Source organism: Thiomicrorhabdus heinhorstiae, from assembly GCF_013391765.2.
Taxonomy (GTDB): domain Bacteria; phylum Pseudomonadota; class Gammaproteobacteria; order Thiomicrospirales; family Thiomicrospiraceae; genus Thiomicrorhabdus; species Thiomicrorhabdus heinhorstiae.
On sequence record NZ_JACBGI020000001.1, the window covers coordinates 75205 to 99808 of the forward strand.

General features: G+C 45.4%; 23 protein-coding genes. 18 read left to right on the forward strand and 5 right to left on the reverse strand.

The window, feature by feature from the left end; translation table 11 throughout:
- Positions 1-50: 50 nt before the first annotated feature.
- The 3 genes from H8792_RS00435 to H8792_RS00445 form a co-directional block, all read right to left on the reverse strand.
- Positions 51-290: a hypothetical protein gene (locus H8792_RS00435; RefSeq protein ID WP_194947170.1), complete on the reverse strand. Its 240-nt coding sequence runs from the start codon at positions 288-290 to the stop codon at positions 51-53.
- 18 nt (positions 291-308) lie between these two features.
- Positions 309-1439, reverse strand: coding sequence for a succinyl-diaminopimelate desuccinylase (gene dapE, locus H8792_RS00440; protein ID WP_194947171.1), 1131 nt, complete (start codon positions 1437-1439; stop codon positions 309-311).
- Positions 1440-1596: 157 nt separating this feature from the next.
- A complete protein-coding gene (locus tag H8792_RS00445; RefSeq protein WP_228766855.1) occupies positions 1597-1956 on the reverse strand; it encodes an arsenate reductase in 360 nt (119 codons plus the stop codon).
- Positions 1957-2325: 369 nt separating this feature from the next.
- Between H8792_RS00445 and H8792_RS00450 the strand changes: the two genes are divergently transcribed.
- The 4 genes from H8792_RS00450 to H8792_RS00465 all read left to right on the forward strand — a co-directional run bounded on the left by H8792_RS00450 (position 2326) and on the right by H8792_RS00465 (position 7357).
- Entirely contained in the window at positions 2326-3228 is a 903-nt protein-coding gene (locus tag H8792_RS00450) for a substrate-binding domain-containing protein (protein WP_228766856.1), read from the forward strand.
- A gap of 11 nt (positions 3229-3239) precedes the next feature.
- Positions 3240-5723, forward strand: coding sequence for a GGDEF domain-containing phosphodiesterase (locus tag H8792_RS00455; RefSeq protein WP_194947173.1), 2484 nt, complete (start codon positions 3240-3242; stop codon positions 5721-5723).
- Between the two features lie 213 nt (positions 5724-5936).
- Entirely contained in the window at positions 5937-6836 is a 900-nt protein-coding gene (locus tag H8792_RS00460; RefSeq protein ID WP_194947174.1) for a DapH/DapD/GlmU-related protein, read from the forward strand.
- Positions 6837-6979: 143 nt separating this feature from the next.
- The gene (locus tag H8792_RS00465; protein ID WP_194947175.1) at positions 6980-7357 is read left to right on the forward strand and encodes a VOC family protein; all 378 of its coding nucleotides are present in this window, start codon (positions 6980-6982) and stop codon (positions 7355-7357) included.
- Between the two features lie 38 nt (positions 7358-7395).
- Here the strand turns inward: H8792_RS00465 and glnD are convergent, their stop codons facing one another.
- On the reverse strand, positions 7396-10035 hold the full coding sequence (gene glnD, locus H8792_RS00470; protein WP_194947176.1) for a [protein-PII] uridylyltransferase: 2640 nt from the start codon (positions 10033-10035) through the stop codon (positions 7396-7398).
- A 53-nt stretch (positions 10036-10088) separates the two neighbouring features.
- Positions 10089-10874 (reverse strand): type I methionyl aminopeptidase, encoded by a 786-nt coding sequence (gene map / locus H8792_RS00475; RefSeq protein ID WP_194947177.1) that lies wholly within the window; start codon positions 10872-10874, stop codon positions 10089-10091.
- 220 nt (positions 10875-11094) lie between these two features.
- Between map and rpsB the strand changes: the two genes are divergently transcribed.
- From rpsB to rnhB, 14 genes are all read left to right on the forward strand, one after another.
- Positions 11095-11835 carry a 30S ribosomal protein S2 gene (gene rpsB / locus H8792_RS00480; RefSeq protein WP_194947178.1) on the forward strand — a complete coding sequence of 247 codons (741 nt, stop codon included), beginning with the start codon at positions 11095-11097 and terminating at the stop codon, positions 11833-11835.
- A gap of 80 nt (positions 11836-11915) precedes the next feature.
- The gene (tsf, locus tag H8792_RS00485; RefSeq protein ID WP_194947179.1) at positions 11916-12800 is read left to right on the forward strand and encodes a translation elongation factor Ts; all 885 of its coding nucleotides are present in this window, start codon (positions 11916-11918) and stop codon (positions 12798-12800) included.
- 175 nt (positions 12801-12975) lie between these two features.
- On the forward strand, positions 12976-13695 hold the full coding sequence (gene pyrH, locus H8792_RS00490) for a UMP kinase (RefSeq protein WP_194947180.1): 720 nt from the start codon (positions 12976-12978) through the stop codon (positions 13693-13695).
- Between the two features lie 4 nt (positions 13696-13699).
- The gene (frr, locus tag H8792_RS00495; protein ID WP_194947181.1) at positions 13700-14257 is read left to right on the forward strand and encodes a ribosome recycling factor; all 558 of its coding nucleotides are present in this window, start codon (positions 13700-13702) and stop codon (positions 14255-14257) included.
- Positions 14258-14542: 285 nt separating this feature from the next.
- Complete coding sequence (locus H8792_RS00500) at positions 14543-15277, forward strand: isoprenyl transferase (RefSeq protein ID WP_267463287.1); 735 nt, start codon at positions 14543-14545, stop codon at positions 15275-15277.
- Positions 15271-16074 carry a phosphatidate cytidylyltransferase gene (locus tag H8792_RS00505; RefSeq protein WP_194947182.1) on the forward strand — a complete coding sequence of 268 codons (804 nt, stop codon included), beginning with the start codon at positions 15271-15273 and terminating at the stop codon, positions 16072-16074. The genes H8792_RS00500 and H8792_RS00505 overlap by 7 nt, the downstream gene beginning before the upstream one ends.
- Positions 16075-16077: 3 nt before the next feature.
- A complete protein-coding gene (rseP, locus tag H8792_RS00510) occupies positions 16078-17487 on the forward strand; it encodes an RIP metalloprotease RseP (protein WP_194947183.1) in 1410 nt (469 codons plus the stop codon).
- The gene (bamA, locus tag H8792_RS00515) at positions 17480-19798 is read left to right on the forward strand and encodes an outer membrane protein assembly factor BamA (protein WP_194947184.1); all 2319 of its coding nucleotides are present in this window, start codon (positions 17480-17482) and stop codon (positions 19796-19798) included. The genes rseP and bamA overlap by 8 nt, the downstream gene beginning before the upstream one ends.
- Positions 19799-19911: 113 nt before the next feature.
- Positions 19912-20451: an OmpH family outer membrane protein gene (locus H8792_RS00520; protein WP_194947185.1), complete on the forward strand. Its 540-nt coding sequence runs from the start codon at positions 19912-19914 to the stop codon at positions 20449-20451.
- A 15-nt stretch (positions 20452-20466) separates the two neighbouring features.
- Positions 20467-21507, forward strand: a complete 1041-nt coding sequence (gene lpxD, locus H8792_RS00525) for a UDP-3-O-(3-hydroxymyristoyl)glucosamine N-acyltransferase (protein ID WP_194947186.1) — start codon at positions 20467-20469, stop codon at positions 21505-21507.
- A 63-nt stretch (positions 21508-21570) separates the two neighbouring features.
- On the forward strand, positions 21571-22008 hold the full coding sequence (fabZ, locus tag H8792_RS00530; protein ID WP_194947187.1) for a 3-hydroxyacyl-ACP dehydratase FabZ: 438 nt from the start codon (positions 21571-21573) through the stop codon (positions 22006-22008).
- Between the two features lie 3 nt (positions 22009-22011).
- Entirely contained in the window at positions 22012-22782 is a 771-nt protein-coding gene (gene lpxA, locus H8792_RS00535) for an acyl-ACP--UDP-N-acetylglucosamine O-acyltransferase (RefSeq protein WP_194947188.1), read from the forward strand.
- A complete protein-coding gene (lpxB, locus tag H8792_RS00540; protein ID WP_324187579.1) occupies positions 22766-23953 on the forward strand; it encodes a lipid-A-disaccharide synthase in 1188 nt (395 codons plus the stop codon). Before lpxA ends, lpxB begins: the two co-directional genes overlap by 17 nt.
- On the forward strand, positions 23954-24589 hold the full coding sequence (rnhB, locus tag H8792_RS00545) for a ribonuclease HII (RefSeq protein WP_194947189.1): 636 nt from the start codon (positions 23954-23956) through the stop codon (positions 24587-24589).
- Positions 24590-24604 lie beyond the last annotated feature (15 nt).

A 24604-nucleotide genomic window follows, 5' to 3' on the forward strand; every position in this document is an offset into this window, starting at 1 on the left:
GGGGCTTTTTAGCCCCTTTTTAATGTGTACTGTAAACAAAAAACGCCTGTTTATTTCAGTCGCTCTACCGGAAAGAAATAGTCGAAGAAACTTCCCAAGCCGGTGACAAATAGCAGTATCAAGACAAATACGATCAAAATTGAGCGGGCCGTACGATTTTCAATGAATTTTTTACGCCACTCTTCCGATTTAATGTTGGGCCAGATCAGGTAGAGAAAGACGCCCAGTGCGAAGAGTTGCAGGACGATCAGAAGCATTTGAATTTCAAACGGCAATTCGCTTTCGGTCATAGTGGTATCCGCTTAATCTTAAGCTATCAAATCGACCAGCAGGTCGTAGTATATATCTGTTAAGAGATTCAAATCGGTAACGCTGACGCATTCATCGACTTTATGGATGGTCGCATTTAGCGGCCCCAGTTCGATGACTTCCGCACCGGTCGGTGCGATAAAACGGCCGTCTGAAGTTCCACCGCCGGTTGAAAGTTTCGGTTCATAGCCAAGGCGTTGTTTTACCGATTGGTTAACGGCTTTGATCAAATCGCCGTCGGCTTCGGTAATGAATGGGTGACCGGATAGCGTCCATTCGATTTCGTAGTCGATATTGTAAAGGTCGAGGATCGCATGCACGCTTTCCTGAAGGCTTTCTGCGGTGTGTTCGGTAGAAAAACGGAAGTTAAACAAGACTGTAACTTCACCCGGAATTACGTTGGTTGCTCCGGTTCCTCCGTTGATATTGGAGATCTGGAAGGAAGTTGGCGGGAAGTATTCGTTACCGTGATCCCATTGAACCTGTACTAACTGTTCAAGTGCCGGAGCCAGATTGTGGATCGGGTTGTCAGCCAATTCGGGGTAGGCAATATGCCCTTGAATCCCCTTGACGGTTAAGGCTCCGCTCAGGGAACCTCGGCGGCCGTTTTTGATCGAGTCAGCCAGTTTTTTACTGCTGGACGGTTCGCCGACCAGGCAATACTCGAATTTTTCTTCACGTTCTTCCAGCTTTTCAATGACTTTTACCGTACCGTCCACTGCCGGACCTTCCTCGTCACTGGTTATGAGAAAGGCGATCGAACCCTTAGGATTCGGATAGTTGGTAAGAAAACGTTTGCAGGCAGCCATGAAGCAGGCAATGGAGCTTTTCATATCCGCAGCACCACGTCCGTACAGCATATCTCCGTCAATATGTGCGGCAAAAGGAGGGTGAGTCCAAGAACTTTCAGGGCCGGTAGGAACGACGTCAGTATGGCCGGCAAAAACCAGGCAAGGTTTGTTTTCACCTAAACGGGACCAGAGATTGCTGACTTCGCCAAAAGGCATGAATTCGTTTTTAAAGCCTAGAGATTGCAAGTAGTAAGCAATGAGGTCTTGACACCCTTTATCATCAGGGGTGACTGAATCGATTTGAATCAGTTTTCGCGCAAGTTCTATTGTCTCGGTCATGGCATCAATCTTTAACTTTGAGTAGGTAAAATTAGAATATAACCGTATTGTAGGAGGAATTCGCCTAGTTGAGAAGGAAACTGCAAAAGATTTTTGCGTCTAATCAACTTTTATACGGCCGCTGTTTTCGAAAGCACGGAACTGCTGAAAGCAAGGATCACAATTCGTCGTAAATTTGGTTGTTGAAACCGACGATGAGCTTGCTGCCGGTATCTAAAACCGGGCGTTTAATAAGCGTCGGTATTTCAACCAGAATGGATAAATCCGTACCATTTGTTAAGGAATCTTTTTGATGATCATCGAGTTGTTTCCAGCTGGTGCTTCTTTTGTTCAGCAAAATTTCCAGTGGTTGTTGTTCAAGCCATTGCTGAATGATTTCCAGAGACAGACCCTGTTTTTTGAAATCATGGAAGTCATAAGAAATCTGCTTTTCATCTAGAAATTTGCGCGCCTTACGCACTGTGTCGCAGTTGGGAATGCCGTACATTTTCATAGTAAACATAGTCGAGTCAGTCATGGTAAGAGGGGTCATTATATAGACAAATTGCACAGGTTTGTTTGTGAATGCTAGAGAGAGATGCTCATAAAATAGGTAATTTAAAAACCAATGGTTAACTCTCTAAAGGCAAACGTAGTAGCCTTGGTGATTTTAGTTAGTGTAAAGTATTTCATCAAACCTCTAGATCTTGTGAAATGAGCAAACAAATTTCATTTCAGGAAAATCCCGATTTAATGGACAATTTTTTAAGAAAGTGCCGATATATAAAATGAAGTACAAGGAAATCCTTATCCGAGCATGAAAAAAACGGTCCATATTTTACTGATTTTTATATCTTTATTCTTTTTTAGAGGCTCTCTGGCAGTTGAAGCCGAGGTTGATGTTTCAATGCAGCAAGAAACAAAAACGCTTGCTTATCTGGTATCCGATATTCGTATCCCTTTTTGGGAAATTATGAGTCGCGGCATTCGCAAGCAAGCAGAAGAGCTCGGCTACAAAATCGAAATTTACAGTGCGCAGAACCTGGCTAAACAGGAATTGCAAAACACTATTAAGGCGATTCAAAGTCGTGTTAGCGGCATAATTGTTTCCCCCACGAATTCTTCAGCGTGTTCGACGATTCTTGAATTCGCGCAAAAAGCGGGCATTCCGGTTGTCATAGCCGATATTGGTACCGAAAGCGGTGATTATGTGAGTTATATCTCTTCGGATAATTATCAGGGAGCTTATGAGATCGGCAAAGTATTGACCGAAAAAATGCAAGCTCTGGGTTGGGAGAAGGGTAGCGTTGGCATAATTGCCATTCCGCAATCGAGGGAAAACGGTAAAGCTAGAACGGCCGGCTTTATCAAAGCACTGGATGAAGCTGGTATCAAGGGAGCTGGAATACGCCAGCAAAAGGATTTTTCTTACGGGGAAACTTATCACTATAGTCTTGAGTTAATTCGCAATACGCCACAGCTACGCGCAATCTGGTTACAAGGATCGGATCGCTATCAAGGGGCGGTGGATGCGATTCATCAAGCGGGAAAAGAAGGTGAAATTCTTCTGTTGACCTTTGACGCAGAACCTGTTTTTCTTGATCTTATTCCTAAAAACATTCTAGTTGGCGCTGCGATGCAACAACCGTTTCTAATGGGAGAGAAATCCGTGCAGGCTTTGGATGATCACTTGACGGGGAAAGCCGTCAAACACGAAATAAAACTTTCCGTTCTATCTGTTTCCGCTGAGAATATCGACAGTTTGCTGCCGATCATCCGGCGAAATGTATTAGGTGTTTCATCCCGCTAGAATGACAATTTATGTTTAAAACTATTCGCAAACCAATCAATTCTATTTATGTTATCGCAGGGATGATCATCGTATTGTCTGTATTGGCGATTATGTCGGTTTCCACTTTCCTTTCATACCATGGTGAAAAACAGAGGATAGATCAGGAAATTAAAGCGAATGTTCAGGATACTTTGCTGACCATAGAAGAGCATATCGAGGATTTGATCTCGTCCTACTCGGTGAACGAATACAGCAAGTTTATCGGTAGTGAGGTTAAGTATCGCCACCTGTTTGCGATGATTGTCGAAGATAAAAACATGGGGGCTATTCTTGGAAAGAAGGTGTATGTAAAGGGAAAAATCCGTGACGAAAATTGGCAAGTCGTCGATTATGATCCGGAGGATTCTCTGCAAAGAGAGCAATTACAAAACGCCTATTTTACTTCGGAAAAAGAGCTGGTTAATAATCTTGGCCAGTCAATCGGCAAGATAATCGTAGTAGTCTCTGATCACGAATTTCACCAGCGTCTGGATAATCTGATATACAGAAATTTGCTGGCTACTTTCGCGATCTCGGCCTTGCTGGTGGCGACGCTGTTTTTAATGATGCGTTTACACCTTCTCGAACCCTTAACGAATATTATCGAAGCGATCACGCAGCGTGATTCGGAAGGGTTGCCGCTGGAATATGCACCGATAAAAGGGCCTAACGAGATACGGGTACTGAGCCAGACGATTAACCATATGATCAAAGCAACCCGGGTTTCGAGGCAGCAGCTCATGGATAAAAGCGATGCCTTGCGGGCGGCTAAAGAGCGTTTTCAGCTTGCGATCGATGGCACTCGAGACGGGTTGTGGGACTGGAATGCCAAGGAAGGAAAAATCTACGTTTCGGAACAGTATGAAGCGATGTTGGGTTATCAAAGTAAAGATATGCCTGACACTCTTGAAGAGTGGCTAAAAATGATCCATCCGGATGATGTCGACAAAGCTCAGTATGAAATTAAACGTTATCTGGAGAGTAAAGGTCAGGGTGTGTATGAGAATACGTTCCGCATGCGTACCAAGTCCGGTCAATGGTTATGGATAACCTCGCGCGGTAAAGCGATATTTGACGATGAAGGGAATCCGGTGCGATTTGTCGGCTTTAACACGGATATGTCAAAACTCATTCAGCAACAGGAAGAGCTGAAAAAACAGAAGGATCTTCACCAGTACCTGGCGAATCACGATACTTTGACCAATCTGGCTAATCGAAGCCTGTTTAACGATCGATTGATGCATAGTATTAAGCAGGCGCAACGTAACGGCGAAAAGCTGGCAGTCCTCTTTATCGACCTCGACTACTTTAAAGAGATTAACGACTCTCTCGGACATAATATCGGCGATAAGGTTATTCAGTCGATTGCCAAGCGTCTGCAGCACCTCATTCGCGGCGGTGATACCATAGCTCGCCTTGGAGGCGACGAGTTTACGATTTTGATGGACGATCTTCCGGACGAGCAGAGTGCGTCCCATATTGCCGATAGAGTGATTGAAAACTTCCGTCAGCCGGTTAGGGTAGATCATCATGAATTACATCTTAGCTGCAGTATCGGTATCAGTATCTACCCCGACAATGGCGAGACTCCAACCGATATGCTCAAAAATGCCGATGCAGCCATGTATCGTGCCAAAAATTTGGGGCGTAATAACTTTCAGTACTATTCCAAGGAGATGACCGAAGAAGCCTTCGAACGCCTGAATATGGAAGCCAATATCCGTTCCGGAATTCAAAACGAGGAATTTATCGTCTACTATCAGCCACAGATAAACAGTTCCACTCAGCAAATTATCGGTATGGAGGCTTTGGTCAGGTGGAATAGTCCGAGCCTTGGCTTTATCACACCAGGGCGCTTTATTCCGCTGGCGATCGCGACCGGCAGCATTATCGATCTTGATCGCTATGTCATGAAAAAAGCCTTCAAGGAATTTGCGGCATGGATTGACGAAGGCCTTGACCCGGGGCATTTGTCGATCAATTTAAATATGAAGCAGTTGATCCGCGAAGATTTTGTCAGTTATTTAAGTGGCCTTATCGAGCAAGGGGGCTTTTCGGCCTCCTGCATTGAACTTGAGGTCACCGAAGGTGAACTGATGGATAATCCTTCACAAGCGATCAATGTGTTAAAGCAGGTAGAAAGTCTGGGTGTTAAATTATCCCTGGATGATTTCGGTACCGGTTATTCATCTCTTTCTTATCTGAAAAAACTGCCGATTTCCAAATTGAAAATCGATAAATCCTTTGTCGACGGTTTGCCGTTTGATAAAGAAGATGAAGCGATTGTCCGAGCGATTATCGCGCTGGCGCAAAGCCTCAATCTAGACATCATTGCTGAGGGTGCGGAAAATTTGCAGCAAGTCGATTTTCTCAGCCAATTGGGCTGCTCAAATTTTCAAGGTTACTTCTTTAGCAAGCCGATCCCGGCCGAAGAAATGCATAACTTTCTCATTGAATATCGTCGAAGTCATTAGGAATTTATTAGAATTTCCTGTTCTGGGTCTACAAATTTAAAAGCCACATTTTCAAGAAATACCCGCTGTCTCAGCTACCACCAAACTTTAAATTTTTATAAAAAAACAGTGGCGAGTTTCATGTATTGAAGCGGGGGAATTTTGTATCTCTCCATGCAAGAAGGTATACTTCACTGTTTATTTGTTTTTAACCTTTTCAAAGAGAATAGAATTATGACCATCAAGCGAATTGGACACCGTTACAGCGATGCGAAAACCGGCGCAACCTTGGATGTGTGGTTCCCTCGTTCCAACAAAGAAATTGCCCGCAACTGTTTGGCTCTGAAGGCCGGTATCATCAAAAGTGATTTTGTGACTGTAGAAATTGCTTCCGTCGATGATGCTCCGCAATCAGCTGAAGATGCGTACCTGCGTCTGCATTTGCTATCTGAATGCGCTTACAAGCCGCATGAAATTAATCTTGATGGTGTATTTGGTTTATTGACTAACGTTGCCTGGACCAGTGCCGGTCCGGTTCTGCCTTCTGAAGTAGAAAATCTGCGTGAAGCCATTGCGGAAGAGCCGATTCAATTGATGATTACTTCAATCGATAAATTCCCGCGTATGGTTGATTATGTTGTTCCGGAAGGTGTGCGTATCGGTGATGCGGATCGTGTACGTTTAGGTGCACATTTGGCTCCGGGGACAACCATTATGCACGAAGGTTTCGTGAACTTTAATGCTGGTACACTTGGACAATCGATGGTCGAAGGTCGTATCTCTGCCGGTGTTGTGGTGGATGATCACACTGATATTGGTGGGGGCGCTTCTATTATGGGTACTTTGTCCGGAGGCGGTAAGCAGGTTATTTCCATGGGACAGCGTAACTTGTTGGGTGCGAACGCCGGTTTGGGTATTTCACTGGGTGATGACTGTATCGTGGAATCCGGACTGTATTTGACTGCGGGAACCAAGGTTGAAATGCCGGACGGTTCGATCGTGTCTGCACGTGACCTTTCCGGCCAGTCCAAACTGTTGTTCCGCCGTCATAGCCAGAACGGTAAAGTTCAAGCGATCATGACCGACGGGACTCTGTGGGGTGGTTTGAATAGTGTGCTTCATAGCAACGATTAGTTTTAAGTTGAGAAAATCGTTCTGATTGGCTCAAACTTAAATATCGTGTTTGGTTACTCGGCATTGCTGGCCGAGTAACTGTCTTCTTTTCCATCTCTGATCAGAGATGGCTTATGTATTCCCTCTCCTTCAGGAGTTGTCCTATGTCTAAAGTACTTGGTTTAGATCATGTTAGTGTGCTGGTTGCCGACGCCGATAGAGCCTTGGATTTTTATCAGGACATTTTGCAGGTAAGTCTGCTGCAAAGGCCTGAATTGGCGTTTCCCGGCTACTGGCTCGATCTTGGCGGGGGACAGAGCGTGCATTTAATGCAATTGTCGAATCCTTATGCCACTATTGAAAAACCGCAACACGGAGGCCGAGATCAACATCTGGCTTTAAGAGTGAGTTCTATCGAAGAATTTGCTGACCGGTTAACGACGAAAGGGATTGCTTTTACTCGCAGTAAATCCGGTCGCCAAGCGCTGTTTTTCCGGGATCTTGATCAAAACGCCATTGAGTTGTTCGAATATCGAAATTGACCGACTGTTAGAGATACGCAGAGTGCACTCTGGCTGTTTTAATTTTCGATTGATTCGGCCAATGTATGGGTAAGTCTTTGTTTTAATTCCGGATCATCGATTGCTAGTTCATCAGTATCACTGATAATGAAAACATCTTCGGCTTTTTCTCCGACTGTCATGATTTTTGCATCATGCAAACGGATATTGCATTTCATTAAGGCCTGACCGATACGTGAAAGCAAGCCGGGGACATCCTTGGTATTAATGATCAATTCGCTGCGTTTCTCGTTCAGGTGATTGAACAGGATTTCCGTTGGTGTTTCAAAACAGCGCATACGTCGAGTCAAACGTGCCGAGCCCATTACAGGCAGAAGATCGTCATGGTTCAATTGATCACGAATGGTATCGCAAACGGTCTCTTCGGTTCGTGAATCAATGCGTTGGTGAGCTTCTCTATCCAGAAAGTACATCAATACCAATGTCATGCTGTCACTGGTGCTGAAGATTTGAGCTTCCATGACATCCAGACCAAGATGGTCAAGCGCATTGGCAATATAGGCGAACAGGAAATCCCTGTCCGGCATATAGATCATTAATTCCGAGGCACCGCGGGCCGATTGGCTGCGCACAAAAATATGCGTTGCGTTTTTATCCAGTGAATAGAGTTTTTCAGTAATACGCGCCACATCGGCAGCCGACTGTCGGCTGAAAAACTCGCTTTCGCTTAAGCTGTCCCAAAGTTTCTGGTATTTTTCGGCACCAAGCGACTTTTTGGTAAGCATCTCTTTGGCTTTTTCTTGGGTTACCAGGGCTTTTTTCGCTTTGCTTTTCGGTGCATCCGATTGCTGAGCAAGGCGATTTGACGTTTCGTTGTAAAGTTCTAAAAACAGCGAATTTTTCCAGTCGTTCCATACTTCGTTTGACGTCGCGCAGACGTCGGCAACGGTTAGCAGGTACAGATAGTCCAAATGTTCCTGATCCTGCATTAATTCCGCAAATTTATTAATAACTTTCGGGTCACTGAGGTCTTTTTTCTGAGCGACATGAGAGAATTCAAGATGATAGCGAACCAGCCAGCTGATCAGGTTGGCGTCCTTTTCCGAAAGATTATGATTTTGCGCAAACTCCAGTGCATCGGCGGCTCCGAGGATTTCGTGATCGCCTTTACGTCCTTTGGCAATGTCGTGAAACATACCGGCTAAAAACAGCAGTTCGGGGCGACAAATTGTTTTGGCAATCTGGTGGGCGGTCGGGAATTCGTAGGAGAAGTCGTCTACAAAGAAACGTCTGAGGTTGCGAATAACCAAAATAGTATGATCATCAACGGTGTAGGCGTGAAAGATATTAAACTGCATTAAACCGGAAATCTTTTTGAAAACCGGTAAATAGGCGCTGAGAATACCGTAACCGTGCATGCGTTTAACGGCGGCGTTGATTCCTTTCGGTTGGCGGAAAATCTCCATGAAGAGCGCTTTGTTGATCGGATCGCGGCGGAATTCATCGTTAATCAGGTGCAGGTGATCGCGAATGGAGCGGATTGCATTCGAGCGCAGTCCTTGAACTTCCGGCAGGCTCTCGAGAACGATAAACACTTCGAGTATGGCGGTCGGATTATCCGAAAATACTTGCGGATGCACAATGTCCAGATAATTGTTTATCAAGCAAAAACGGCTGTTGATCGGCTTCATAACCGGAAGATGTTCCTCAAAAAACTCTTCCCGGAAGTGTTGCAGGAGAATTTCGTTCAATTTGACGACATTCTGAACATTCCGGTAATAACCGCTCATAAACTGTTCGACGGCCATTTTGTCCGGACTGTCTACGTAACCGAAGCTTTCGGAAATGGATTGCTGGTGTTCGAATAAGAGGCGGTCTTCGCGACGTTTTTTCAAACGTTGAAGGGCAAATCGGACGCGGTTCAGGTATTTGTTTGCCGCTTCGATTTCCAAATATTCTTCGGTAGTCAGAAAGTTGCGCTGTACCAGCTCGTTGATCGATTTTGCCCGAAATTTACGTTTGGCTACCCAGTAGATCATCTGGATATCCCGCAGACCACCCGGACTTTCCTTGATATTCGGTTCCAGCTGATAAATGGTGTCGTTAAACCGCTTGTGACGGGCTAATTGTTCTTCATACTTGGCTTGGAAGAAGTCTTTGTTATCCCAGAAATCTTCGCGTCTCCAGATGCCCTGCAAGGCCTGAAAGCGGCTGTAATCACCGGTAATCCAGCGGGCTTCCAGCAGATTGGTGGCAACCGTAACGTCCTGAGAGCCTTCTTCAACACACTCTTCGATGCTGAGGATCGAGTGTCCTACATCAAAGCCGATATCCCATAAAAAAGTGATGAAATTTGAAATAGGTGTCTGGTTACGGTTCGGATCTTCACAAAGAATCAGCAGGTCGATGTCTGAATAGGGATGCAATTCCCCGCGTCCGTAACCACCGACGGCAACCAGAACCGCGTTTTCGTTACAGATGAAACTGTGCCAGATTTTTTTCAGTAACTGATCAACGAAAGTTGCGCGTTCCTTGATTAAATCGGCAACAGGCGCGCCTTCGTCATATTGATGGAATTGATAGTCGATAAAGCGCTTCAAGACCTCTCTGCCGGCTGCACTTTTTTCGCGGTCACATAACTCCGAATCGTTTAGTGCATTAATAAATTTAGGCAGTGATGGGCGATTGTTTGAATTCATTTAACAAAAGGTCTCGGATTGCTTTGTAGTTATTGGCTTTTAGCGGTCTGGTATTATTCTGGTAAAACCGGTTCTTCGCCCTGGCGTAAAGTGAAAATTTCGTATCCGTCTTCGGTTACCGCCAGCATATGTTCCCACTGTGCCGATAATTTTCGGTCTTTGGTGATGACCGTCCAATTGTCGCCAAGCAAGCGAACGGCGGCTTTACCCAAATTAATCATCGGTTCGATCGTGAAGACCATGCCCGGTTTAAGGACAATGTCTTTTAATTCAGGAGCGGCATAATGGAGGACCTGCGGCTCTTCGTGGAAATCGGCGCCGATTCCATGACCGCAATATTCCCTAACCACGCTGTAGTTGTTTTTTTCGGCATGCTTCTGAATTTCTAAAGCGACATCGTAGAGTGAGGCCCCGGGTTTTACCTGTTCGATTCCCAGCCACATGCATTCCCGTGCAACCTGACACAATCTTGAGGCGTAAGGTTTGACATCGCCGACTTCGAACATGCGACTGGTATCGCCGTGATAACCGTCTTTGATAACGGTAACGTCGATGTTGACGATGTCACCGTCTTTGAGTTTTTTTCCGTCATCCGGAATTCCGTGGCAGACGACCTGGTTTATCGAAATACAGCTAGAAGCGGGGAAGCCGTGATAGTTTAGCGTTGCCGGAATCACGCCTTGTTTATTGACCATATGGTCGTGCATGATGCGGTTCAGTTCCCCGGTTGAAACACCGACTTCAACGTGGGGTTCGATCATTTCTAAAACTTCTGCCGCAAGTCGACCGGCGATGCGCAATTTTTCGATTTCTTCAGGTGTCTTGATTTTGATGGCCATCTTTAGGTTCTTTTTGGTTAATTTTTTATAGATTTACGGGTCTGGAATTTGTGAAATAGGCAGAAATATGGTATAAATGCCGCGCCTTTCGATTGAGAGGAATTTTAACAGAAAATCCGCACGTTTACCGACACATAAAGCGGGGTGCCAAAATTGCGAGACTTTTTTGGTTCGGTTTATGGGGTAAATGGAGGCTTAACCCAAAATTGGAGAATTTTTCATGGCTAAAGTAACCATGCGTCAAATGCTTGAAGCAGGTGTTCACTTCGGACACCAAACTCGTTATTGGAACCCAAAAATGTCTGAGTACATTTTCGGCGCGCGTAACAATATTCATATCGTAAACTTGGAAAAAACCCTTCCTATGTTCAATGATGCGTTGAACTACATGGGCGGCATCGCTGCCAATAAAGGTAAGGTTTTGTTTGTTGGTACCAAGCGCGCTGCGCGTGAGTTGGTTGCCGAAGAAGCGCAACGTTGCGGTATGCCATATGTTGATTACCGTTGGTTGGGTGGTATGTTGACTAACTTCAAAACCATCAAACAGTCTATCAAGCGTTTGAAAGAGCTTGAAGCAATGGAACAAGACGGTACTTTCGAAAAGATCACTAAAAAAGAAGCGTTGATGCTTTCTCGTCAAAAAGAGAAGCTTGAGTTGTCATTGGGCGGTATCAAAGATATGCGCGCTATGCCGGATGCCATTTTTGTGATCGATACCGGTAATGAAAAAATTGCTTTGCAAGAAGCTAAAAATCTGGGTATTCCAGTAATCGGTGTTGTTGATACCAACAACGACCCACGTGGTGTTGATTATGTAATCCCTGGTAACGATGATGCGATTCGTGCAATCAAATTGTACCTATCTGCAGCAGCAGACGCGATCAATGAAGGTAAGGCGACTATCACGACTGCGATCGAAGGTGATGATTTTGTAGAAGCTGAAGAAAAAGCGGCTGAATAATTTCAAACCTCTTCGGCACCAGCCCAAAAGGTGAGGTGTCGAATCCCCTGTTTCTAACCCAAAACCAAAGGAATTTAAACATGGCAATTACTGCTGCAATGGTAAAAGAACTGCGTGAAATCACTAGCGCAGGTATGATGGATTGTAAAAAAGCGTTGAATGAAACCGATGGCGATATGGAAGCGGCCATCGAGTTTCTTCGCAAAAAAGGTATGGCTGGTGCAGATAAGAAAGCCGGTCGTGTTGCTGCTGAAGGTGTCATCGCTATCGCTATTGCTGACGATAAGAAAAAGGCTGCGATCGCAGAAGTTAACTGTGAAACAGACTTCGTTGCGAAAGGTGCTGATTTCAAAAACTTCGCTGATGAAATTGCGGCAATCGCTCTTGCGAACAACACTACTGACATTGATGCGATCATGGCTCAGTCAATGGCTTCCGGTAAAACCGTGGATGAAACCCGTCGTGAATTGATCGCTAAGATCGGTGAAAACATGGGTATCCGTCGCGTTGAATTGATTGAAACCAACGGTCAAATCGGTCAATATCAACATGGTGAGAAGATTGGTGTAGTCGTTAGTCTTGAAGGTGGTGACGAAGCATTGGCTCGTGATATCGCGATGCACGTTGCAGCAGTTAAGCCACAGGCTGTTTCTTCTGACGAGCTGGATCCTACCGTTATCGAGAAAGAGCGCTCGTTCCAAATCGAACAAGCTCAATCTTCAGGCAAGCCAATGGAAATCATCGAGAAGATGATCGAAGGGCGTATGCGTAAATTCTTGCAAGACATTACTCTTGTTGGTCAACCTTTCGTTAAAGATCCGGATCAAACGGTTGAGAAGTTGTTGAAGTCAAACGGCGCAACAGTTTCTGCTTTCATCCGTCTGGAAGTTGGCGAAGGTATCGAGAAAGAAGAAACCAATTTTGCAGAAGAAGTTGCTTTGGCAGCTAAAGCTGTAACCGGTTAATCATTTCTTGATTAATGGCCATAGTGGATATCTGTATTTATATAGGTGTCGCTATGGCTTTTTTGTATGTGGTTTTTGCAGGTTCAAACTTGCTGCTAGTTTTAGGTGTTTTTGTAAAGGGTCGATTTGAACGACGTCTTTTTACAAAATTACTTTGAAATATGAGGAAACCAGGATGGCGTTAAAGTACAAAAGAATACTATTAAAGTTTAGTGGCGAAGCTCTAATGGGTGACGGTGATTTTGGCTTGGATGCAAATACCTTAAAACATGTGGTTTCTCAAGTAAAAGCTTTGCGCGACTTAGGGGTGGAAGTCGGGATTGTTGTCGGTGGCGGCAATATCTTTCGCGGTGCGCAAATCCAGGGATCGGGCATCGAAAGAACGACTGGCGATCATATGGGAATGATGGCAACGGTCATTAATGCTCTGGCATTGCGTGATGTGATTGAGAGCATGGGAATGAAATCCCAGGTTTTGTCGGCTATGTCGATTGAAGGAATCTCCAGTGGTTTTAATGCCAATGCGGTAAAAAAACAGCTGTCTGACGGAGAGGTGCTGGTGTTTGCAGCAGGTACAGGCAGTCCGTTTTTCACCACTGATACGGCAGCGGCCTTGCGCGGCGTCGAGATTGGAGCGGATATTGTTTTAAAAGCGACAAAAGTGGACGGGATTTACACTGCGGATCCTAATAAGGATCCAACGGCAACCCGCTACGCGAAGTTGAGCTATGACGAAGTGATTCAGAAAAATCTTCAGGTTATGGATATGACCGCTTTCGTGCTGTGTCGTGATCATGATATGCCGATTCGCGTGTTCGATATGTTTAAAGATCAAGCGGTAATTCGAATTGTTCAGGGTGAGGATGAAGGCACTCTGGTAAGTGCAGGAGAATAAAAATATGTTAAATGAAATTCGTCAAGACGCGCAAAGCAGAATGCAGAAGTCGATCGAAAACTTGGAAGCGAACTTTGCTAAAATTCGTACCGGTCGTGCTCATCCGTCTATTTTGGATGCGGTTATGGTTGAATACTATGGTTCTGAAGTTCCAATCAGTCAGGTTGCGAATGTTAACGTGGAAGATGCCAGAACTCTAACGGTTCAGCCATGGGAACAGCCGATGGTTGCTAAGGTGGAAAAAGCGATTATGATGTCGGATCTGGGGATTAATCCAGTTACCGTTGGTAACATGATGCGTATTCCGATGCCTCCTTTGACAGAAGAGCGTCGACGTGATTTGACTAAGGTTGCTCGCTCCGAAGCTGAGCAGACGCGTGTAGCGATTCGCAACGTCCGTCGCGATGCGAATGGTGATATTAAATCTTTGCTTAAGGATAAAGAGATTACCGAAGATGAAGCACGTCGCGCGGAGGATCAAATTCAAAAAATTACCGATGAGATGGTTAAGAAGGTTGATGATCTTCTGGCCGAGAAAGAAAACACCTTGATGGAAGTTTAACTCCGGCTGAGTTCTTTTTATGCTCGAAATCGCTGTTTAAAAGCGAGCGAAAGAATCCGTGGAATGATAAGTCGTTCCGCGGATTTTTGTTTTTAGCGGCCTGTGAAGTGCCGGTAAGGGTTTACGCTGCTAAATTAAAGTCGAAATTTGTGCGCAATTACGGCATAATTGACAGAATTTCATTCCGGGTGGTTTCTTAGAGTCGCTTGGTTGTAACGGCCTATCAAAGTCGCTTGATGCGTCAATGCACTTTGCGGCCGTTTTGTTTTTAGATGGGGTTTAATTTTGGCGAAAACAGATCAGGACCGTTCTATTCCGCAACACATCGCCATAATCATGGATGGCAATGGTCGATGGGCAAAAAAGCGTTTTTTGCCTCGATTTGTTGGTCATCAGAAGGGATTGAATGCAGTAAAACGCGTTGTGAGTCACTGTTCAGTCATAGGTGTAAAGGCTGTGACTCTGTTTGCTTTTAGTACTGAAAACTGGCGTCGTCCTGAAGACGAAGTGAATAAGTTGATGCAGTTGTTTTTGAAAGCGCTGCAAAAGGAAGTTATTAAGCTAAATGATAATAACGTTAAGCTGCGTATTATTGGAGACCGCAGTGCATTCAGTCCGGTTCTTCAGGAGCACATAGCCAAAGCGGAAGAGATGACGCAAAACAATACCGGCCTGGTGCTGACGATTGCGGCAAATTATGGTGGACGATGGGATATTGCGAATGCCGTCAAACAGTGGCAAGAACACAATCCGCAGTCAACTATCGCAGATATGACGGAAGTCGATATTTCAAAACACATTAGTCTGGCGGACTTGCCGGAGCCGGATCTGCTGATCCGTACCGGCGGCGAGCAACGAATCAGTAATTTCCTGATTTGGCAAATGGCGTACGCCGAATTCTATTTTACCGACACTCTCTGGCCTGATTTCAACGAAGCCTCTATCGATCAAGCGGTTAAATCTTTTTCTTCGCGTGAAAGACGTTTCGGCAAAACCAGTGAGCAGGTGCAATCATGCTAAAACAGCGAGTCATTACCGCGCTGGTCTTATCCTTGTTATCCTTACTGGCACTGTTCTTTATCGAAGAATGGTTATGGGAGTTGCTGGCATTGTTGCTTGGTGCCGTGGCAGCTTGGGAGTGGGCCGGTTTTAGTCGCTGGACTTCAAAATTACAGCGTGGCGTCTTCAGCGCTTTTGTTACCGGATTGAGTTTTATTTTCCTGAATCTACTTAAACAGGAAGATTTGTGGATGCTCGGATTGATTGAATTGGCTGTGGCTGCATTGGTTGTGTTGCGCTATCAATTTACCGGCGGTCGCTTTGGGCTGAAAATCGATGTGGGAATTTTGCTCAGTGGTGTTTTGGCAATCACGGTATTTACTAATGTACTGGTTTTCTTTAGAGAAGATTTTTCGCCTTGGATACTGTTGATCAGCTTGGCTGTTGTCTGGGCAATGGATACAGGTGCTTACTTTAGCGGTAAACGCTTTGGTAGACACAAGCTAGCCCGGCATGTCAGTCCCGGCAAAACCTGGGAAGGCGTGGTCGGCGGTGCTCTTGTCGCCTTTGTTTTCAGTTGGCTGAGCCTGTCTGCTATGTTTGCAGGTAGTGATTATTCGGCCCTGCCGGCAGCGATTATGTTGGCTTTTATTGCCGTTTTATCAGTGTTCGGCGATCTTTTTGAAAGTGTCTTGAAGCGTCAGGTATCGATCAAAGACAGTGGCAAGATATTACCGGGGCACGGCGGTATTCTTGATCGTATCGACAGCTTATTGATTGCGCTTCCTCTTAGCTATCTTATGTGGTCTTTGGCATAGCTTATGACGTCAGTACTCTGGTCTCTAATCGGTTTTGTTCTGATGATGGGTGTGATTGTGACCGTCCATGAGTGGGGGCACTTCCAAGTAGCGCGTTGGTTTAATATCAAGGTTACGCGTTTTTCAGTCGGGTTCGGCAAGGCGATCTTTCAGCGTCGAATTGGTGAGACGGATTACCAGATTGGCGCTATTCCATTAGGCGGATATGTCAAGTTTGCGGATGAGCGTGAGGGGGATGTCGCTGCTGAAGATCTGCCCCGGGCCTTCAATCGCCAATCGGTATATAAGCGTATAGCCGTTGTTTCGGCAGGGCCGTTAATTAATCTTATTCTGGCTTTGGGCGTTTTCTGGCTGATGTTTTTGAGCGGTCCGGTTGAAGTCAGAGCCCTGATTAACAGTGTTCCGCCGTCTTCACCTTTGGCAGCGGAACTGGAAGCGCAAAATCAGAATTTGGATTCTTCACCTTTGTGGCAAATTACTGAAGCCGATGGCGAGTCAATTCAGGGGTGGAAGTCTTTACATCAAGCTTTACTCAAGGCTTTAATTGCCCAAGAAACTGCTTTGCAAATTACAATACAGCCGTATGATCCGGTTACGGGGCTGCAAGCCAAGAGTCTCTTTTTGAATCTTCCGTTGGCTTCACTGAGTTTGGATGAAGAAAAACAGCCTTGGTTTGGAATGCTAGGATTAAAACCTGCCGCCATTGCCATGCCCGCCGTTGTCGGTCGAGTACTGGCGGATAGCCCCGCAGGGCTTGCTGGATTACGCGAAGGCGATCGAATTTTGGCATTTAACGGCACGACGGTTCAACATTGGCAGGATTTTGTTGCGATGGTGCAAGCCCGTCCGGCCGAGCAAGTTACCTTGAAAATTGAAAGGGCCGGTGTGGAGCAGCGATATGAACTTATGCTGAATTCGGTCCGAGGTGCGGATGGAAAAGCCATCGGTCAGGCTGGTGTCGGCGTGCTGGTAACAGAGGAAGCGATGCAGCCTTATGTGCAGAATCTGGATTATGGCGTTTGGGGTTCTTTGAATGAAGCATGGAACTATAGTCGTTCGATGTTTGAAATGAGCCTTAAAATGCTGCAAAGAGTCATTTTTGGCGATATTAGCCTAAGCCATCTTTCCGGGCCGCTCAGTATCGCGCAATACTCTGGCGAGGCCATACAAAGTGGTTGGATCAGTTTTTTAAGTCTTTTGGGTTTGTTAAGTTTAAGTGTCGGCATCTTAAATTTGTTGCCGATCCCTGTATTGGACGGTGGTCATTTGTTATATTACCTGATCGAAATCGTCAAAGGCTCTCCGGTAAGCGAGAATGCTATGCAGATCGGTCAGATGATCGGTCTTTTTGTGATAATGAGTTTGACGTTTGTCGCTCTGTTTAATGATTTAATAAGAATATCTCATGGTTAATCGAAATAAGCGTTCTATTAATGGGGCTCGTTTTAAGAAAGCGGCCGTTTCTGCTGCTTTAGCTTCACTATTACTGGCTCCAAGCATCAGTTATGCATTTGTAGTCGATAAAATTGAAATTGAGGGCGGTAACCGTATTAGCGGAGAAACCATTCGTACTTACCTTCCTTTTCGCACAGGGCAGAATTTGGATGGTCGCCTGACGCGTGAAACCATCGAACGACTCTATAAAACCGGTTTTTTCAAGGATGTTTCTCTCCTTCAGAAAGATGATAGTACTCTGGTCATTAAAGTGGTCGAACGTCCATCGATCGCCGAGATCAAGATGGAAGGGAATAATCTGATCGATTCCGATGCATTGAAAGACGCTTTGGATAGTTTGGGTTTGAAAAAAGGGCGCATCTACAACCAGTTGGATATGGACAGAATCATTATCGATTTGAAGCGTCGTTATCACAACCAGGGGTATTACGCTGCAAGTGTTGAGATTATTTCCGAAGAGTTACCGCGTAACCGTGTCGATTTAAAAATTAAGATTGTTGAAGGTGAGCCCGCAACGATTGGTCGAATCAATCTGGTCGGAAACCATGTCTATTCAGACAAGCGTTTGAAGTCTCGTCTGCAGATGAGTGAAAATGCGACGTTCGGTGACGGTGATAAATACTCAAAACCGAAGTTGGAAGCCGATATCGAGACCGTTAAATCCTATTATATGGATCACGGTTATGCGGAATTTAAGATCCTATCCAGTCAGGTCAGTTTGTCAGATGATAAGACCAAGGTCTTTATTACCATCAATATGGATGAAGGCCCGCAATATACGATTAATAGCGTTCAATTCCTAGGAGACACGATTGTTCCTCAGGAAGAGGTTGAGCGTTTGATCACCTTTAAAAAGGGCGATGTATTTTCGCGCAGTGCGGTTATTGACGGGGTTAAGGACTTACGCGAACGCTTGAGTGAAGAAGGGTATGCTTTCGCCGAAGTGGTACCGGATTCGAAATTGAATAAAGAAAATCGCACGATTGATCTAAGTGTCAAGGTCGAGCCGAAAAGTCGCGTCTATATTCGCCGTATCGAGATTGAGGGTAATACGCGTACCCGTGATGATGTTATTCGTCGTGAATTGCGCCAATTGGAAAGCGCGCCTTATTCCTTGAAAGCGGTGCGTCAATCCAAAGAGCGCTTGGCTCGTCTTGGCTTCTTTAAATCGAGTGATATCCAAAGCAAACGTGTTTCGGATGATGAAGTGGATCTGGTTGTCAAGGTTGAAGAACAACCGACCGGATCTTTCAGCGCCGGTGTGACTTTATCGCAGCTTGACGGGTTAGGTTTCAATATCGGTTTGTCAGAGCGTAACTTTATCGGTAGCGGTAATAAACTGGATTTGAATATTGCTACGACTGATGCGAAAAAGAGTGCCGATATCGGTCTAACCAACCCGTACTTTACACCTGATGGTGTCAGCTTGGGAGCCGGTTTCTATTTCCGTGAGATCAATGCTGATGAGTTGGATATTGCGGATTACACCACCAACAACCTCGGTTTGCGTTTTTCAATGGGTTATCCGTTAAGTGAGACTAACTCGATTAATTACGGTTTGAAACTCGATTCGCAAGATCTGGTCTGTTCCGACAGCTTCACCTATTGTCATGATTATGTTAGTGAATATGGCAAGAGCACCAATTCGGTTCAGTTGAGTATGGGGTGGTCTCATAACTCGACCAATTCGTTCTATTTCCCATCTAAAGGATTGAAAACCAGTCTTTCTTTCGAGGCGGTCCTGCCGGGAACCTCCAAGGCCTCTTTCTATAAAGTTTACGCCGACCAGAGCTGGTTCTATCCGCTGAGTGAAAATATTTCCTTACAATTCAAAGCCGGTATTTCTTACGGAGACGGTTACGGTGATATTAGCGAGTTGCCTTTCTATGAGAACTTCTATGTCGGCGGTATCGGTTCGGTTCGCGGCTTTGAACCGAACTCACTTGGTGAGCGCTATGATCTGACTCTTGACGGTAGTGATCGCCCGAAAGGAGGTGGCTTGAAAACGGTTGCCACCACAGGTTTGGTTTTCCCTGTTCCATTCATTGAAGATTCCAGTAATATTCGCTTGAGCTGGTTCTTTGACGTCGGGAATGTCTATAAGGACTTGGATGCTTTTGACAGCGCTGAATTGCGTGCTTCTACCGGTCTGGGCGTGTCATGGATTACTCCGGTCGGGCCTCTATCGTTCAGTTTCGCTCAGCCAGTCATCTACCGCAGTACGGATAGAACCCAGGTATTCCAATTCACCTTGGGGGTCGGTTTCTAAAACCCGGGCCAAAGGCCGGGGAAATTACTTCTTTTGTCCTGCTTTTGTGTCCTCAGGGACCGGATTTAGGGTACAATCCAAAAAGTTATTAAAAAATATATGGAAGCTTTTTCATGTTAAAACTGCGTAATTATTATTTGGCCATGATTCTGGCTTTGTCTTCACCGGTAAGTATGGCGGCAGAAGAGCCAGTGAAGCTGGGAGTGGTGAATGTTGCACTGTTATTGGAGCAAGCTCCGCAGGCTAAATCGGCAACAGCCAAACTGGAAAAAGAGTTCGCACCGCAACAAGCAGAGTTGAAAAAGCTTGGGGCTAATCTGGAAAAATTACAAAACGATTATCAAAAAAACAAGACTGTCATGAGTGACGCTCAGAAGATTTCTAAAGAGCGGGAAATCGCCCTTTTAACCAGAGAAATTCAACGCCGTCGCAATGATGTCCAAGAACTTTTAAATCTGCGTCGCAATGAAGAATTAGCCAAATTGCAAAAACTGGTTAACGAATCAATCAAAAAAATCGGCAGCCAGCAGGGATTCGATTTGATCCTGTATGAAGGAATCGCCTATACCAACAAGCGTATTGATGTAACCGAAGATGTGCTAAAACATCTTTCCGAGTTAAGCCAGAAACAGCGTACCGAGTTTAATCAATAGTCGACGGAGTGGATCGTGACACTGAACGAACTGGTTCGTTTTTTAGAGTCCAAGGGGATAGAGCTCACTTTTAACGGCGATGCTGACACTCAAATTCAGCAAGTTGCGCCTTTAGATAAGGCTGAACCTGGCAGCTTGGCCTTTTTTAATGATAAAAAATATTTGTCAGCTCTGGAAACAACCCGGGCTTCGGCGGTGATTTTAGCGCCGCAATTTGTTTCGGCGTCAAAAACAGCCACGATCGCAGTTAAAAACCCCTACTATGTGTACGCTTTGAGTGCACAATATCTCTATCCACGTATTCAAACTCCGCGAGGAATTCACCCTACAGCTTTAATTGATGATACGGCCAAGCTTGGAAAAAATCTCAGAATAGGTCCGTATGTCGTCATTGGAGCCGAAGTGGAAATTGGTGATGATTGCGATATTCAGGCCGGGACTTCGATTGCTCAAGGGACTAAAATCGGTGCCAATTGTTACATCGGCAAGAATGTCGTCATCGAAAACGATTGCATTATCGGCAACGAGTGCAACATCAAATCCGGCGCGACGATCGGCGGAGAAGGATTTGGTTGGGCCAGAGAAGGGAAACAGTGGAATCGAATTCCGCAAATAGGGCGGGTCATTCTAGGTGATCGGGTCTCTATCGGAAATAATTCAACGGTTGATCGTGGCGCGATAGAAGATACAGTTCTGGATGATAACTGTATTATTGATAATCTGGTACATGTCGGACATAACTGCTATTTGGGTGAGTCTGTGGCCGTTGCAGCCTTAAGCGGTTTTGCCGGCACGACTAAAGTGGGTGCGAATTGCACAGTTGCCGGACAGGTTGGTTTTGCCGGCCACCTGACGGTTTGCGATAATGTGCATTTTATGGCTAAGTCCGGTGTAACCAGTGATATCACCAAACCTGGTGTTTATAGCGGTTTCCCTGTGACAGACGCCAAAGACTGGCAAAGAAATGCTGCGAGAGCAAGAAATCTGGATTCGATGTTTAAAGAACTAAAAGCCCTCAAAAAAGAGTTGCAGGCTTTAAAAGATTCACAAGACTGAAGAATTGATACCGCCTTATAGGGATAAGGATAAAACATAACAATTAACTTGGATTTGTAAAGCATGATGGAAGTTAAGGAAATTTTTGAATATTTACCGCACCGTTATCCGTTTTTATTGGTTGATCGGGTTACGGAGTATGTTGAGGGTGAAAGCTTAAAAGGCTATAAAAACGTAACCTTCAACGAGCCCCAGTTTACGGGACATTTCCCTAACAACCCAATTATGCCTGGTGTGATGATTATTGAAGCCATGGCTCAATGTACGGGAATTTTAGCCTTTCGTAGCCAAGGTGTTAAACCGGACGGTACCTCGATGTATTATTTGGCTGCGGTAGATAACTGTCGCTTCCGTCAACCTGCTGTTCCTGGAGATCGTTTGGATTTTGAAGTTAAAACTCTGGGTAACAAACGCGGTATCTGGAAGTTCGAATGTACAACTAAAGTCGATGGCAAAATCATTGCTTCGGCCGATCTTTTGTGTGCGGAAAGAAAGGTATAACTCTTGATTCATTCAACAGCGGTAATCGATCCCAAGGCCCGGATTGCCGAGGGAGTTAAAATCGGCCCTTATTGCGTGATTGAAGGTGAAGTTACTCTAGGAGAAGGATGTATCTTGGACTCTCACGTAGTGATTCAAGGTCCTACTCAAATCGGAAAAAACAATCGTTTCTATCCTTTTGGCTGTATCGGGGCGGCTCCTCAAGATAAAAAATATCGTGACGAGCCAACTCTTTTGATCATTGGGGATGATAATACCTTCCGTGAAAACGTCACCGTAAATCGTGGCACGATCCAGGATATCGGTAAAACCGTCATAGGTAACGGTAACTGGATTATGGCGGGAGTGCATATTGCTCACGACTGTATCGTCGGTAATAACTGTATTTTTGCCAATGCAGCTGCTTTAGCCGGACATGTTATTGTCGACGACTGGGCAATTTTAGGTGGCTATAGCCTGGTTCACCAGTTCTGCCGAATCGGTGCGCATAGCTTTTGCGGTATGGGCAGTGTAATTAATCAGGATGTTCCGAACTTTGTTGTGGTTTCCGGGAATCTGGCGCAGGCGCGTGGCATTAATCTGGAAGGGATGAAGCGTCGCGGTTTTGACAGCGATCAATTGCGTCTGGTTAAAAACGCCTATAGAAGTATGTATCGTTCTGGTCAGCGTTTGACCGATTCGATTGAAGAATTGCGTTCAATCAATGATGAAAAGCAAACTCTGACGCCTTTAATTGATTTCTTGGAAGAGTCCAAACGTGGCATCGTCCGATAACTCGGATCTTATATCCCTGCCGGAGAATGCCTCTCCATTAATCGCAATGGTTGCCGGCGAGGCGTCCGGAGATACTCTGGGCGCCGACTTGATGGCCGGCCTCAAAAAACGCTTTCCCCAAGCCCGTTTTATCGGGATTGGCGGCCCTAAAATGCAACAACTCGGACTGAAATCCTGGTTTCCGATGGAACGTCTGTCGGTGATGGGGTTTTTTGAGGTTCTTAAACGTTTGCCGGAATTGCTTCGTTTACGCAAGCAACTCATCCAGAGACTGACTGAAGTTCGTCCAGATGTTTTTATCGGTGTTGATGCACCCGATTTCAATTTCACCGTCGAAAAACGCTTAAAGTCGTTGGGAATTCCTACCGTTCACTATGTCGGACCGTCAGTGTGGGCATGGCGAGAAAAGCGTCTGCTTAAGATTAAGCAAGCGGTTGACGGCGTTTTGGTTTTGTTTCCGTTTGAAACACCTTATTACGACCGTTACGGCATTGCATCCAGATTTGTCGGTCACCCTCTAGCTAATCAGGTACCTGAATTCCCTGATAAAGCACAAGCTAAAGCGCAGTTGCAAATTGACTTATCAGCTCCGTTAACCGCAATTCTTCCCGGTTCGAGAATGAGTGAAATTGAACAGATGGCCGAACCTTATTTTCTCGCTGCCGCGCGTTTACAGACGGATTACCCGCAGATGCAATTTGTGGTGCCGTGTGTACACGAAAGAGCCAGATTGCGTTTGCAGGAAATTAAACAAAGTTGTGCGCCTCAATTAGCCATTAATTTTCTTGACGGTCAGTCTCAACTGGCTTTGGAAGCCTGCGATCAGGCTGTGGTAACCTCCGGGACCGCTACTTTGGAGTGTGCCTTGATGCGTCGTCCACTGGTTTTGGCCATTAAATTGCATCCGATCACCCATTGGATTATGAAGCGTTTGTCAACTACAGAATGGGTCGGGCTGCCGAATGTATTGGCACAGGAGACATTGGTTACCGAACTGATACAGGATGAAGCCTCCTCCGGAGCCATTTATCAGGAGTTGAAACGTCTGATTGAAGATCCGGTGTTGCGGGAAAAGCAATTGCAGGCATTTGAAAAACAGTATCATTCATTAAACTGCGATGCCTCAAACTTGGCGACCGAAGCCGTGATTGATTGGGCGAAACTGGTTTAAATGGAAAGGCAAATTTCGCTTTTTGATCTGGACTCACAGAATCCTTATCCATGTCTGGACGGCTTAACCATCGGTGTTGACGAGGTAGGTCGTGGACCTCTTGTTGGCGATGTGGTGGCATCAGCGGTAATACTACCGGCAGGCTGCGACCTGCCTTTACGCGACTCTAAAAAGCTTTCGGAAAAAAAGCGTGAGCTTCTAGCCGAGCAAATTAAGCAGCAAGCGATTGCCTATTCAATTGAAGTCGCAACACCTGAAGAAATTGATCAATTGAATATTTTGCATGCTTCGATGCTTGCCATGAAAAGGGCTATTGAGAGACTGACTTCGAAGCATGTGTTTAATTATCTGTATGTCGACGGCAATCGCTGTCCGGACGTTGCGTTTCAATGCCGTGCAATCGTCAAAGGGGATGATAAGATCCCTGAAATCAGTGCTGCCTCGATTCTGGCAAAGGTGTATCGTGATCGGCAGATGCTTGAGATGCACGAACGCTATCCCCATTACGGCTTTGACCGTCACAAAGGTTACCCAACACCGCAACACCTGCAAGCGATCCGCGATCATGGTTTGCTTGCCGATTACCGTCGAAGTTTTAAGCCCGTTAAAGCTTTATTATCCGACGAGGCAGAATAGCCGCTTTTAGTGTGA